This window comes from Burkholderia humptydooensis, assembly GCF_001513745.1.
GTDB classification, from domain to species: domain Bacteria; phylum Pseudomonadota; class Gammaproteobacteria; order Burkholderiales; family Burkholderiaceae; genus Burkholderia; species Burkholderia humptydooensis.
In genome coordinates, this window is sequence record NZ_CP013380.1 from 3,764,996 (window position 1) to 3,778,877 (window position 13,882).

Sequence of the window (13,882 nt, forward strand, 5' to 3'; positions counted from 1 at the left end):
CCGGCTCGGTCCGCCCCACTTACGGGGCAACACGGCCGAAAGCCACAGCAAAGAGGAGTGCCGCCATGCAAATGATCTACAACAGCCCCAACTACTGCGTCGTCGAATTTCCGCCGCAAGACGGCCACCACGCGATGAACTCGGGTGGCTACGAAATCGTCGACAAGAACGCGCAACGCGAAATCTTCATCGACGGCGAACTCGCCGCGCGCTTTCGCGAGCACGTGAAGCAGTTGATCAAGGCCGAGCCGACGCTCGACGAAGTCGATGAATTCCTCGGGCAGTTCGACAGCCTGATGACGCAACCCGTCGTTCTCCACTGACGTCGCGCCAGCGCGGCCGCCTGCCGGACCCGCGGGTCCGCGACAGCGCCGCCGCCCGACGCGATCCGGCGCACTCCAATCCGCCCCCGCCCGGCCGCCGCGCGGGGGCTTTGTTTGTCCACGCGCGGCCGCCTCACGGGCGACGGAAGCAGCGGCTACAATGACGGCTTTCCGATTCGCCGGTAATCCGCCATGTCCGAGCCCAAGCCGACCGCGTCTTCCGCCCCATCCGCCGCCCTCGCCGCGCCGTACACGCGCGGCGCGGCGCTGCCGCAGTTGCTCCGGCAGCGCATCCTGATCCTCGACGGCGCGATGGGCACGATGATCCAGCGCTACAAGCTCGACGAGGCCGCGTATCGCGGCGAGCGCTTCAAGGATTTTTCGCGCGACGTGAAAGGCAATAACGAGCTGCTGTCGATCACGCAGCCGCAGATCATCCGCGAGATCCACGACCAGTACTTCGCCGCCGGCGCCGACATCGTCGAGACGAACACGTTCGGCGCGACGGCCGTCGCGCAGGCCGACTACGGGATGGAAGCGCTCGCCGCCGAGATGAACGTCGCGTCGGCCAGGCTCGCGCGCGAATCGGCCGCCAAATACGCGACGCCGGAGAAACCCCGCTTCGTCGCGGGCGCGATCGGGCCGACGCCGAAGACGGCGAGCATCTCGCCCGACGTCAACGATCCGGGCGCGCGCAACGTCACGTTCGACGAGCTGCGCGACGCGTACTACGCGCAGGCGAAGGCGCTGCTCGACGGCGGCGTCGACCTGTTCCTCGTCGAGACGATCTTCGACACGCTGAACGCGAAGGCCGCCCTCTTCGCGCTCGACCAACTGTTCGACGACACCGGCGAACGGCTGCCGATCATGATCTCGGGCACCGTCACCGACGCGTCCGGCCGCATCCTGTCCGGCCAGACGGTCGAGGCGTTCTGGAATTCGCTGCGCCACGCGAAGCCGCTCACGTTCGGCCTGAACTGCGCGCTCGGCGCGGCGCTGATGCGCCCGTACATCGCCGAACTCTCGAAGCTGTGCGACACCTACGTGTCGTGCTATCCGAACGCGGGCCTGCCGAACCCGATGAGCGACACCGGCTTCGACGAAACGCCCGACGTCACGTCGGGCCTCCTGAAGGAATTCGCGCAGGCGGGCCTCGTGAACGTCGCGGGCGGCTGCTGCGGCACCACGCCCGAGCACATCGCGGCGATCGCGAAGGCGCTCGCCGAGGTCAAGCCGCGCCGCTGGCCGAGCCAGTACAGCGAAGCCGCCTGACGCGCCACGCACGCCGCACGTCCCACCCCAATCCGCCAACCCGAATACGCACGCACCGCCATGACCGACCATACGATGCGCCTAGCCGGCCTCGAGCCGTTCAACGTCACGTCCGGGACGCTCTTCATCAACGTCGGCGAACGCACCAACGTCACCGGCTCGAAGGCGTTCGCGCGGATGATCCTCAATGGCCAGTTCGACGAGGCGCTCGCCGTCGCGCGCCAGCAGGTCGAGAACGGCGCGCAGGTGATCGACATCAACATGGACGAGGCGATGCTCGATTCGAAGGCGGCGATGGTGCGCTTTCTGAACCTGATCGCGTCGGAGCCGGACATCGCGCGCGTGCCGATCATGATCGACTCGTCGAAGTGGGACGTGATCGAGGCGGGCCTGAAATGCGTGCAGGGCAAGGCGATCGTCAACTCGATCTCGCTGAAGGAAGGCAAGGCTGCGTTCGTGCGCCAGGCGAAGCTGATTCGCCGCTACGGCGCGGCGAGCGTCGTGATGGCGTTCGACGAGCAGGGCCAGGCCGACACCTTCGCGCGCAAGACCGACATCTGCAAGCGCTCGTATGACGTGCTCGTGAACGAAGTCGGGTTCCCGCCCGAGGACATCATCTTCGATCCGAACATCTTCGCGGTCGCGACCGGCATCGAGGAGCACAACAACTACGCGGTCGACTTCATCGAGGCGACCCGCTGGATCAAGCAGCACCTGCCGCACGCGAAGGTAAGCGGCGGCGTGTCGAACGTATCGTTCTCGTTCCGCGGCAACGATCCCGTGCGCGAGGCGATCCACACCGTGTTCCTCTATCACGCGATCCAGGCGGGGATGGACATGGGCATCGTCAACGCGGGCCAGCTCGGCGTGTATGCGGAGCTCGACCCGGAGCTGCGCGAGCGCGTCGAGGACGTGATCCTGAACCGCCGCGCGGATTCGACCGACCGCCTGCTCGAGATCGCCGACAAGTTCAAGACGGGCGCCGCGAAGAAGGAAGAGAACCTCGAATGGCGCAACCAGCCGGTCGAGAAGCGTCTCGCGCACGCGCTCGTGCACGGCATCACGAACTTCATCGTCGAGGACACCGAGGAGGCGCGCGCGAAGATCGCCGCGGCGGGCGGCCGCCCGATCAACGTGATCGAAGGCCCGCTGATGGACGGGATGAACATCGTCGGCGACCTGTTCGGCCAGGGCAAGATGTTCCTGCCGCAGGTCGTGAAGTCCGCGCGCGTGATGAAGCAGGCGGTCGCGCACCTGATCCCGTTCATCGAGGAAGAAAAGCGCCTGCTCGCGGAAGCGGGCGGCGACGTGCGCGCGAAGGGCAAGATCGTGATCGCGACCGTGAAGGGCGACGTGCACGACATCGGCAAGAACATCGTGTCGGTCGTGCTCCAGTGCAACAACTTCGAAGTGGTCAACATGGGCGTGATGGTGCCGTGCAACGAGATCCTCGCGAAGGCGAAGGTCGAGGGCGCGGACATCGTCGGGCTGTCGGGCCTCATCACGCCGAGCCTCGAGGAGATGGCTTACGTCGCCTCCGAGATGCAGCGCGACGACTACTTCCGCGTGAAGAAGATTCCGCTCTTGATCGGCGGCGCGACCACGTCGCGCGTGCACACCGCCGTGAAGATCGCGCCGAACTACGAAGGGCCTGTCGTCTACGTGCCGGACGCGTCGCGCTCGGTGTCGGTCGCATCGAGCCTGCTGTCCGACGAAGGCGCGGCGAAGTACCTCGACGAGCTGAAGTCCGATTACGAGCGCATTCGCACGCAGCATGCGAACAAGAAGGCGCTGCCGCTCGTCACGCTCGACGAGGCGCGCGCAAACAAGACGAAGATCGACTGGGCGCACTACGCCCCCGTCAAGCCGAAGTTCATCGGCCGCCGCGTGTTCAGGAACTACGACCTGAACGAGCTCGCGAACTACATCGACTGGGGCCCGTTCTTCCAGACCTGGGATCTCGCGGGCCCGTATCCGGCGATCCTGAACGACGAGATCGTCGGCGAATCGGCGCGCCGCGTGTTCTCCGACGCGAAATCGATGCTCGCGCGCCTGATCCAGGGCCGCTGGCTGACCGCGAACGGCGTGATCGCGCTGTTGCCCGCGAACACGGTCGGCGACGACGACATCGAGATCTACACCGACGATACGCGCTCGGCAGTGCTGCTCACGTGGCGCAACCTGCGCCAGCAGAGCGTGCGCCCGGTGGTGGACGGCGCGATGCGGCCGAACCGGTCGCTCGCCGATTTCATCGCGCCGAAGGATTCGGGCGTGGCCGACTACATCGGGATGTTCGCGGTGACGGCCGGCATCGGCGTCGACGCGAAGGAAAAGCAGTTCCTCGCCGACCACGACGACTACAGCGCGATCATGCTGAAGGCGCTCGCCGACCGGCTCGCGGAAGCGTTCGCCGAAGCGATGCATGCGCGCGTGCGCCGCGAGCTGTGGGGCTACGCGGCGGGCGAGCAGCTCGACAACGACGCGCTGATCGCCGAGAAGTACGCAGGCGTCCGCCCGGCGCCCGGCTACCCGGCGTGCCCCGATCACCTCGTGAAGCGCGCAATGTTCGAAGCGCTTCATACAGACGAAATCGGGATGAGCATCACCGATTCGCTCGCGATGCTGCCTGCCGCGAGCGTGTCGGGCTTCTATCTCGCGCATCCGGACAGCACGTACTTCTCGGTCGGCAAGATCGGCCAGGACCAGCTCGAGGATTTCGCGCGCCGGATGGCGCTGTCGAAGGCGGACGCGGAGCGCGCGCTCGCGCCGCTGCTCTGACGGACGGTGCGCGCGACGCGCGCCGTGCGGCCGCCGCCGGCCGCCCCGCAACCCCGGCCCCCAACATGCAAAAAGCCCGCGCGACGCGGGCTTTCCGGGGGCCGGAGGGCCGACGAACGGTGCTCAGAAGCCCCAGTGGATGTCGGCGTTCTGCGCCTTCGCCTCGCGCAGCATCACGAGGAACGGCGCGACGCGTTGCGCGAGGCTCGGCGGCACTTCGTGGTGCGCATGGTCGGGCTCGTCTTCATGGAAGTGGCCCGCGTGCTCGGCCCGCGCCTGCTTCGCCTGGTTAACCGCGTCTTCGAGCTTCGCGATCGCGCCGTCGAGCTCATCGAACGTGATCACGCCGCGCTCGCCGAGCTGCTTGCCGACGAGGCCGAGCACGTAGACCGCGAAATCCTTCAGCACATCCAGATCCTGTGCCGCCTTGCTTTTGAACGTAATCATGACAATTCCCTTTTCATCTTGTCGTGCTCGCCGTACGTCCGCGACGGACGCCCGGCCGGCGCGCTGAACAAACGTCGGGGGCGCGTAGCACCTGAGCGGCATATTAGCACCTGTTAAAATTCAGCGATCCCTGAAACGCGCGCCCTGCGGCGCGACGGCGCCCCAGTCACGCTGGACCGCCGCCAACGATATCCTCGACCAGCATGCTGCCTGCCCAAAAACATACTCTCGAAACCCTGCTCGAAAACAGCGTGAAGCAGGTCGTCCAGGCGTCGAAAGGCGACGCCGACGCCGCGTTCGTCCTCCCCGCGATCGCGCTCGAGCGCCCGAAGGTCGCCGCGCACGGCGACGTCGCGTGCAACGTCGCGCTGCAGCTCGCGAAGCCGCTTGGCGCGAATCCGCGCCAGCTCGCCGAACGGATCGTCGCGGCGCTCACCACGCAGCCCGCGGCGGCGGGCCTCGTCGACGCGGCCGAGATCGCCGGCCCCGGCTTCATCAACCTGCGCCTCACGCCCGCATCGAAGCAGGCGGTGATCGGCGCGGTGTTCGCCGAAGGCCGCGCGTTCGGCGCGTCCGAGCGCGAGCGCGGCAAGCGCGTGCTGCTCGAATTCGTGTCCGCGAACCCGACGGGCCCGCTGCACGTCGGTCACGGCCGGCAGGCCGCGCTCGGTGACGCGCTCGCGAACGTGCTGGCGAGCCAGGGCTACGCGGTGCACCGCGAGTTCTACTACAACGACGCGGGCGTGCAGATCGGCAATCTCGCGATCTCGACGCAGGCGCGCGCGCGCGGCCTCAAGCCCGGCGACGCCGGCTGGCCGGAAGCCGCGTACAACGGCGAGTACATCGCCGACATCGCGCGCGACTACCTGAACGGCGAGACCGTCGCGGCGAGCGACGGCGAGCCGGTGACGGGCAAGCGCGACGCAGAGGATCTGGAGGCGATCCGCAAGTTCGCGGTCGCCTACCTGCGCCGCGAGCAGGACATGGACCTGAAGGCGTTCGGCGTGAAGTTCGACCAGTACTACCTGGAATCGTCGCTCTACACGGAAGGCCGCGTCGAGAAGACGGTGGACGCGCTGATCGAGGCCGGCATGACCTACGAGCAGGAAGGCGCGCTGTGGCTGCGCACGACGGACGAAGGCGACGACAAGGACCGCGTGATGCGCAAGACGGACGGCACGTACACGTACTTCGTGCCGGACGTCGCGTACCATGTGACGAAATGGGAGCGCGGCTTCACGAAGGTCATCAACATCCAGGGCTCGGATCACCACGGCACGATCGCGCGCGTGCGCGCGGGCCTGCAGGGGCTGCACGTCGGGATTCCGAAGGGCTACCCCGACTACGTGCTGCACAAGATGGTCACGGTGATGCGCGACGGCCAGGAAGTGAAGATCTCGAAGCGCGCGGGCAGCTACGTGACGGTGCGCGACCTGATCGAATGGTCGGGCGGCGCGACGCCGGGCTCGGAAGCCTCACCCGAGCTGCTCGACGAGGCGACGATCACGCGCGGCCGAGACGCGGTGCGCTTCTTCCTGATTTCCCGCAAGGCGGACACCGAATTCGTGTTCGACATCGATCTCGCGCTGAAACAGAACGACGAAAACCCGGTCTACTACGTGCAGTACGCGCACGCGCGGATCTGCTCGGTGCTCAACGAATGGAAATCGCGCTACGGCGCGACCGACGCGCTGCTGCCGGGCGCCGAGCTGTCGCCGCTCGACAGCAAGCAGGCGATGGCGCTGATGCAGAAGCTCGCCGAGTATCCGGACGTGCTCGCGCACGCGGCGAACGAGCTGGCGCCGCATGCGGTCGCGTTCTACCTGCGCGAGCTCGCGAGCGAGTTTCACTCGTTCTACAATGCGGAGCGCGTTCTCGTCGACGAAGAAGCGCCGCGCACCGCGCGCGTCGCGCTCCTCGCGGCGACGCGCCAGGTGCTCGAAAACGGTCTCGCGATGCTCGGCGTATCCGCGCCCAGCAAGATGTAACGCCGAGGCCGTCGGCCAAGCGCCGCGGCGCAGCGCGTCGCGGCTGTTTCACGAAATCTTTCGCAGGTGACTCAAGCAATGGCAAAACCACGCCGAACGTCGAAGCAATCGAAACAAGCCGGAGGAACATTTCTTGGTATCGTGCTGGGTCTCATCGTCGGCCTGGCCATCGCGGTAGTGGTGGCGCTCTACATCACCCGCGCGCCGTCGCCGTTCGTCTCGAAGGTCGCGCCGCCCGCCGACAACAACGCGAGCCAGCCGCAGCAGTTCGATCCGAATCGCGCGCTGCAGGGCAAGACGCCCGGCCAGCCGGTGACGCCGCAGGCCGCGCAGCCCGCGCCGCCCAACACGGCGCCCGGCCAGGCCGCGAACCCGAGCCAGCCGCCGCTGCTGCCCGAGCCGCAGATCGTCGAGGTGCCGTCGTCGAACAACAACGGCAACGGCTCGCCGAGCGCGTCGAACAACGCCGCGGACAACGGCGTCGCCGTCGCGCCGAAGCCCGCCGAGCTCACGCCGCCGCCCGCGAAGAAGCCGCAGGCGGCCGCGAACGGCAGCTCGGCGCCGCACGTCGCGAACAACAACGCGCAGGCGAGCGCCGCGACGCCGCCCAAGGCCGCACAGGCGCCGAAGGGCGCGTCGTCGGCGACGACGGCCGCCGCGAAGCCGGCGCCGACGCCGGGCGCCGACGCGAACACCGGCTACTTCCTGCAGGTGGGCGCGTACAAGACCGAGGCGGACGCCGAGCAGCAGCGCGCGCGCCTCGGCTTCCAGGGCTTCGAATCGAAGGTGTCCAAGCGCGACGTGAGCGGCGTCACCTACTTCCGCGTGCGGATCGGGCCGTTCTCGAAATTCGAGGACATGAACTCCGCGCGCCAGCGGCTGTCCGATGCGGGAGTCGATACCGCTGTGATCCGCTTTACGAAGCAGTAAGCCGCGCCGTCCGACTTCGCTACCCACGCAACCGATTGAACGTTCGAACATGAAAAAACTGCTTAGCTCGCTGTTCCTGTCCCTGAGCCTCGTCGCGGGCTTCGCACAGGCGTCGCCGTCCGCGCCCGTCACCGGCAAGGACTTCGAAGTGATGAAGTCGCCGCAGCCGGTGTCGGCGCCCGCCGGCAAGGTCGAGGTGATCGAGTTCTTCTGGTACGGCTGCCCGCACTGCTACGAGTTCGAGCCGACGGTCGAGGCGTGGGTGAAGAAGGAGGGCGACAAGATCGCGTTCAAGCGCGTGCCGGTGGCGTTCCGCGACGATTTCGTCCCGCACTCGAAGCTGTTCTACGCGCTGTCGGCGCTCGGCGTCTCCGAGAAGGTCACGCCCGCCGTGTTCAACGCGATCCACAAGGAGAAGAACTACCTGCTGACGCCGCAGGCGCAGGCCGACTTCCTCGCAACGCAGGGCGTCGACAAGAAGAAGTTCCTCGACGCGTACAACTCGTTCAGCGTGCAGGGCCAGGTGAAGCAGTCGGCCGAGCTGCTGAAGAGCTACAACATCGACGGCGTGCCGACGATCGTCGTCCAGGGCAAGTACAAGACGGGCCCGGCGTACACGAACAGCCTCGAAGGCACCGCGCAAGTGCTCGATTTCCTCGTCAAGCAAGTGCAGGACAAAAAGCTGTAATCTCCCCCCTCGCGCCGGCATGAACGCCCCTCCTCCGCTCAAGGTCTTCATCACCGGCGCGTCCAGCGGGCTCGGCCTCGCGCTCGCCGCCGAATACGCGCGGCACGGCGCGACGCTCGGCCTCGTCGCCCGGCGCGCCGACGCACTCGCCGAGTTCGCGCAACGCTTCCCCAAGGCCGCGATCTCGATCTACCCGGCCGACGTGCGCGACGCCGATGCGCTCGCGCTCGCCGCGTCGCGCTTCGTCGCCGCGCACGGGTGTCCCGACGTCGTGATCGCGAACGCCGGCATCAGCAAGGGCGCGATCACGGGCGAAGGCGATCTCGCCGCGTTCCGCGAGATCATGGACGTCAACTACTACGGGATGATCGCGACGTTCGAGCCGTTCATCGCGCCGATGACGGCCGCGCGGCGCGGCACGCTCGTCGGCATCGCGAGCGTCGCCGGCGTGCGCGGGCTGCCGGGCTCGGGCGCGTACAGCGCGTCGAAGGCAGCGGCGATCAAGTATCTCGAGGCGCTCAGAGTCGAGCTGCGGGCCGCGCAGGTGGCGGTCGTGACGATCGCGCCCGGCTACATCCGCACGCCGATGACCGAGCACAACCCGTATCCGATGCCGTTCCTGATGGACGCGGACCGCTTCGCGAAGCGCGCGGCGCTCGCGATCTCGCAAAAGACCGCGTTTCGCGTGATTCCGTGGCAGATGGGCGTCGTCGCGAAGCTGCTGCACGTGATGCCGCGCTGGCTGTATGACCGCCTGTTCGAGAAGGCGCCGCGCAAGCCTCGGGCGAAGGCGGGCTGAGCGGGGCGGCGGCGCCGATCCGCGCCGCGCCGTTCATGCATCCATCCCGCAGCGCCAGCGCAACCGGCGCGCGCCGCTCACCGCGCCGTCACGCGCCCGCCGGCGGCTGCGTGTAGACCGCCGGATCGGCCGACAGCCCAGCCTTCACGTCGCGCGTCAACGCGTCGACGAGCACTTCGTCGCGGCCCGCCGCAAGCGCGTCGAGCGTCTGCCGGACGACGTCCTCCGGGCGATTCTTCGGCACGCCCTGCGCGTGCGCGACCATGTCGGTGTCGATGTACGCGGAATGCAGCGCGAGAACCCGCGTGCCCTGTTCGCGCAGCTCGTTGCGTATCGCGTTCGTCGCGGCCCATGCGGCCGCCTTCGAAATGCCGTATGCGCCCGTGCCCGGCAAGCCTAGCCACGACAGCACCGACAGCACGTTGACGATCGCGCCGCCGCCGTTGTCGCGCAGCACCGGCGCGAACGCGCGCGCCATCGCGAGCGGACCGAAGAAATTCGTGTCGAGCTGCGCCTGCAGCCCGCCGCCGTCCGCATCCGCGAGAAGCGAGCCCATCCGGAAAATGCCTGCGTTGTTGACGAGCAGATTGACGTCGCGCAGGTCGCGCGCGGCGGCGGCGACGTCGTCCGCGCGCGTGACGTCGAGGCGCACCGGCTGCGCGCCGGGCGTCGTCACGCGCGCCGGGTCGCGCGCGGCCGCATAGATTTTCCTCGCGCCGGCGGCCTTCAGCCCGTTGACGAATGCGAGCCCCAGGCCGCGATTCGCGCCAGTCACCAATACGACAGCATCATCCAGTTTCATCTCGATTCTCTCCAACAAGACCACGGATTCGCGCGGCTCTCGCCGCTGAATCGATGCATACGCATCGATCCCTCCAGCAATACGTCAGGCCAGATGTTACGCCGAAATGCATTGGCTGCTCGGCACAAAACCATGCATATGCATTTTGTACGTCATAGAATGTTTGCCATCGACGAACGATTCCGAAGGACCCACGATGAGCGACGCACCGATGAGACTCCCGTGCCACTGCGGCACGCTGCGCCAGGCCACGCGCGCGATCACGTCGCGCTATGACGCGCATCTCGCGAAACACGGCATCCGCATCACGCAATTCACGATACTCGCGGCGCTGCACGGCAGCGACACGCTGCCGACGGGCGAGCTCGCGACGCGCCTGCTGCTCGACCAGACCACGCTGAGCCGCACGCTCGCGACGCTGCAATCGAATCAACTCGTGCGCGCCGAATCCGGCGACGATCAGCGCGTGCGCCTCTGGCGCCTCACGCCGAAGGGCACCGCGCTGTACAAGGCGGCCCGCGTCGATTGGGAGGCCGCGCAGAACGACGTGTATCGCCGCATCGGCAAGCGGAACATGCAGGCACTCGACGCCGAGATTTTCGCGCTCGCCGAGGCGCTCTCGCACTGACGCGCGGCGCGGCGTCGCGAGCCTGTGCATCGGCGGCGGCGAGGCGACCGCGCTGGCGATCGAGCTGACGTAACGCCGCTCGCCCGCGGCGGTGCGCCGCTGCGGCGGCGGTTCCGGCGCCGCGGCGCGACGCGCGCCGACGCCGGCTAACGTCGAGCGCCCATTGACGGTATGCTATCCCGCTGGCGTGCGGCCGCTGCGACGTTGCCGCCCGCCGTCGACAGAATTACGCCACGTGGGAGATCTCATGCGCTTCACGCACATCGCCGCTGCCGCGCTCGTCGCCGCCGCATCCGCCGTCGCCGTCGCGAAACCGCTGACGGTCTGCACCGAGTCGAGCCCGGACGGCTTCGACGTCGTCCAGTACAACTCGCTCGTCACGACGAACGCGTCCGCCGACGTCGTCTTCAACACGCTCGTGTCGTACGACGAAGCAACGAAGAAAGTGGTGCCCGCGCTCGCGGATAAATGGGACGTCAGCGCCGACGGCCTCACGTACACGTTCCATCTGCGCCCGAACGTCGCGTTCCAGACGACCGACTACTTCAAGCCGACGCGTGCGCTCGATGCCGACGACGTCGTCTTCACGTTCAGCCGGATGCTCGACGACGCGAATCCGTGGCACAAGGTCGCCGGCGCGAGCGGCTTTCCGCACGCGCAGTCGATGGGGCTCACGAAGCTCGTGAAGGCCGTCTCGAAGGTCGACGATTCGACCGTGAAGTTCGAGTTGACCGAGCCGAACGCGACGTTCGCGCCGCTCCTGACGATGGGCTTCGCGTCGATCTATTCGGCCGAGTACGCGGATCAACTGCTGAAGGCCGGCAAGCAGACGGATCTGAACGCGAAGCCGGTCGGCACCGGGCCGTTCGTGCTGAAGAGCTACACGAAGGACGCGGTGATCCGCTACGAGGCGAACCCGACGTACTGGGGGCCGAAGCCGAAGGTCGAGCGCCTCATCTACGCGATCACGCCCGATCCGTCGGTGCGCGCGCAGAAGGTGAAGGCGGGCGAATGCCAGATCGCGCTGTCGCCGAAGCCGCAGGACGTCGCGGCGGCGAAGGCCGATCGCGCGCTGAAGGTCGTCGAGGCGCCCGCGTTCATGACCGCGTTCGTCGCGCTCAACACGCAGAAGAAGCCGCTCGACAACGACAAGGTTCGCGAGGCGCTCAATCTCGCATTCGATCGCGCGACGTACCTGAAGGTCGTGTTCGACAACACCGCGACGCCCGCGACGAATCCGTATCCGCCGAACACGTGGAGCTACGCGAAATCGATCGCGCCGTATCCGCACGATCCGGCGAAGGCGAAGCAATTGCTCGCCGCGGCGGGCTTCCCGAACGGCTTTTCGACGACGATCTGGGTGCGCCCGACGGGCAGCGTGCTGAACCCGAACCCGAAGGCGGGCGCGGAGCTGCTGCAGGCGGACCTCGCGAAGATCGGCGTGAAGGCGGACGTGAGGGTGATCGAATGGGGCGAGCTGATCAAGCAGGCGAAGCTCGGCCAGCACGATCTGCTGTTCATGGGCTTCGCCGGCGACAACGGCGATCCGGACAACATCCTCACGCCGCAATTCAGTTGCAACTCGGTGAAGTCGGGCCTGAACTTCGCGCGCTATTGCGATCCGAAGCTCGACAAGCTGATCGCCGACGCGAAGGAAACCGCCGACCAGGCGAAGCGCGCGAAGCTGTACGAAGCCGCGCAGAAGATCATCCACGACGAGGCGCTGTGGATTCCGCTCGGCTACCCGACCGCCGCTGCGATCACGCGGCCGAACGTCGCCGGCTATCGCGTGAGCCCGTTCGGGCGACAGCATTTCGACGCGGTGTCGGTGCAGTAACGCTGCGACGCCCCCGCTGCGGCCCGCGCGCAACGACACGCGCCGGGCCGCATCGCGCGGCGCTTGCCCTGCTCCGCGCATCTCTCCTCCGACGAATTCAGAGCCGCCAGGTGAACGACTGAGCCTTCCCCGGCTGGTCTCGCCGCTGCGCATTGCGCTTCGTGCGCTTCGTGCGCTTCGTGCGCGCCGCAAAGCGATGGCGGCGCGGCGCCGCCCGCCGCGTCAGCCCGCGTGCCGGAACCGGATCACGCCGTCCGCGCCCGCGTCGCGCGCGAGCTCGCCTGCGAGCCACAGCAGGTTCAGGTGCGCGATCGCCTCGCCGAGCGCGAAAGTCATCTGATGAATGTCGAGCCCGCCCCGCTTGAACATGATCGGCACGATATCGGCCGCGCTCATCGGCCGCTCGCGGCAGGCGGCGCGCACTTCGGCCAGACGCGCATCGTGATGCGCGCGCAACTGCGCGACGCGCGTCCTCACGCCGCGGAACGGCTTGCCGTGCGACGGCAGCACGAGCGTGCCCTCCGCCATCGCTTCGTAGCGGCCGAGCGAGTCCAGATACAGCGCGAGCGGGTTCGCCTCCGGCTCGAGATCGAACACCGACACATTCGTCGAGATGCGCGGCAGCACCATGTCGCCAGAGATCAGCACGCCGTCGGCCGCGCAGTGGAGCGCGCAATGTTCGGGCGAATGGCCGTAGCCCGTGACGACCCGCCATTCGCGAGCACCGATCGCGAGCGCGTCGCCTTCGCGCAGCCGCCGGTAGCGCGGCGGCACGGCGGGCACGAGGTCCGCGAAGTAGCTGCTGCGGTTGCGCAGCTTGTCGAGCGCGGCCGGATCGGCGAGGCCGTGCCGCGCGAAATGGTCGGCGGCTGCAGGCCCGCCGGCGTTCGAGCCGTTGCCGGCCGCCATCAGGCAGCCGAACAGGTATTCGCCGAGCGTCATCCACAGCCGCACGTTCCAGCGCGCGCGCGCGCCGCCTTCGCACAGCCAGTTCGCGAGTCCGAAATGATCCGGATGGCAGTGCGTGACGATCACGCGCAGCACGGGCAGCCCGTCCAGGTGCGCATCGAAGATCCGCTCCCAATGCGCCTTGATCTGCGCCGACGCGATCCCGCAGTCGACGATCGTCCAGCCCGCCTGCCCGTCGATCTCGTCGCGCAGCAGCCAGAGATTGATGTGATCGAGCGCGAACGGCAGCGGCATGCGCAACCAGCGCACGCCCGGCGCGACCTCGACGAAGCCGCCCGGCTCGGGCAGCGTGTCGGCGAACGGGTAATCGAGTTGGTGTTCCAGTGCGTTCATCGGGGGGTCTCGTTGCGTTGTCGTCGGGCCCGCGGTGCGGCGCCGGCCGGAACCGATTCTATCGCTCAACGCGCGGAAGGTGCGCCGG

General features: G+C 67.8%; 12 protein-coding genes. 9 read left to right on the plus strand and 3 right to left on the minus strand.

Annotated elements, in window-relative coordinates; genetic code table 11:
* Positions 1-65 precede the first annotated feature (65 nt).
* From AQ610_RS16775 to metH, 3 genes are all read left to right on the plus strand, one after another.
* The gene (locus tag AQ610_RS16775) at positions 66-323 is read left to right on the plus strand and encodes a BTH_I0359 family protein (RefSeq protein WP_006024354.1); all 258 of its coding nucleotides are present in this window, start codon (positions 66-68) and stop codon (positions 321-323) included.
* A 192-nt stretch (positions 324-515) separates the two neighbouring features.
* Entirely contained in the window at positions 516-1,595 is a 1,080-nt protein-coding gene (locus AQ610_RS16780) for a homocysteine S-methyltransferase family protein (protein ID WP_006024353.1), read from the plus strand.
* Positions 1,596-1,655: 60 nt separating this feature from the next.
* Entirely contained in the window at positions 1,656-4,373 is a 2,718-nt protein-coding gene (gene metH, locus AQ610_RS16785) for a methionine synthase (protein ID WP_006024352.1), read from the plus strand.
* Between the two features lie 123 nt (positions 4,374-4,496).
* On the opposite strand, the gene AQ610_RS16790 is transcribed toward metH, so the two are convergent.
* Entirely contained in the window at positions 4,497-4,820 is a 324-nt protein-coding gene (locus AQ610_RS16790; RefSeq protein ID WP_006024351.1) for a DUF1840 domain-containing protein, read from the minus strand.
* 203 nt (positions 4,821-5,023) lie between these two features.
* Between AQ610_RS16790 and argS the strand changes: the two genes are divergently transcribed.
* The 4 genes from argS to AQ610_RS16810 all read left to right on the plus strand — a co-directional run bounded on the left by argS (position 5,024) and on the right by AQ610_RS16810 (position 9,225).
* The gene (argS, locus tag AQ610_RS16795) at positions 5,024-6,808 is read left to right on the plus strand and encodes an arginine--tRNA ligase (RefSeq protein WP_006024350.1); all 1,785 of its coding nucleotides are present in this window, start codon (positions 5,024-5,026) and stop codon (positions 6,806-6,808) included.
* A 78-nt stretch (positions 6,809-6,886) separates the two neighbouring features.
* Positions 6,887-7,738 carry an SPOR domain-containing protein gene (locus AQ610_RS16800; RefSeq protein WP_043281961.1) on the plus strand — a complete coding sequence of 284 codons (852 nt, stop codon included), beginning with the start codon at positions 6,887-6,889 and terminating at the stop codon, positions 7,736-7,738.
* 49 nt (positions 7,739-7,787) lie between these two features.
* Positions 7,788-8,426 (plus strand): thiol:disulfide interchange protein DsbA, encoded by a 639-nt coding sequence (gene dsbA, locus AQ610_RS16805; protein ID WP_006024348.1) that lies wholly within the window; start codon positions 7,788-7,790, stop codon positions 8,424-8,426.
* Between the two features lie 19 nt (positions 8,427-8,445).
* Positions 8,446-9,225 carry an SDR family oxidoreductase gene (locus AQ610_RS16810; RefSeq protein ID WP_006024347.1) on the plus strand — a complete coding sequence of 260 codons (780 nt, stop codon included), beginning with the start codon at positions 8,446-8,448 and terminating at the stop codon, positions 9,223-9,225.
* A gap of 88 nt (positions 9,226-9,313) precedes the next feature.
* Here AQ610_RS16810 and AQ610_RS16815 read toward each other — a convergent pair whose 3' ends face one another.
* Entirely contained in the window at positions 9,314-10,027 is a 714-nt protein-coding gene (locus AQ610_RS16815) for an SDR family oxidoreductase (protein WP_043281960.1), read from the minus strand.
* A gap of 211 nt (positions 10,028-10,238) precedes the next feature.
* On the opposite strand from AQ610_RS16815, the gene AQ610_RS16820 reads away from it, so the two are divergent.
* Both AQ610_RS16820 and AQ610_RS16825 read left to right on the plus strand, forming a co-directional pair.
* Entirely contained in the window at positions 10,239-10,655 is a 417-nt protein-coding gene (locus AQ610_RS16820; RefSeq protein WP_006024344.1) for a MarR family winged helix-turn-helix transcriptional regulator, read from the plus strand.
* Positions 10,656-10,902: 247 nt separating this feature from the next.
* Positions 10,903-12,492 (plus strand): ABC transporter substrate-binding protein, encoded by a 1,590-nt coding sequence (locus AQ610_RS16825; RefSeq protein WP_006024343.1) that lies wholly within the window; start codon positions 10,903-10,905, stop codon positions 12,490-12,492.
* Positions 12,493-12,714: 222 nt separating this feature from the next.
* Here the strand turns inward: AQ610_RS16825 and AQ610_RS16830 are convergent, their stop codons facing one another.
* Positions 12,715-13,794 (minus strand): MBL fold metallo-hydrolase, encoded by a 1,080-nt coding sequence (locus tag AQ610_RS16830; RefSeq protein WP_006024342.1) that lies wholly within the window; start codon positions 13,792-13,794, stop codon positions 12,715-12,717.
* Between the last annotated feature and the right edge of the window lie 88 nt (positions 13,795-13,882).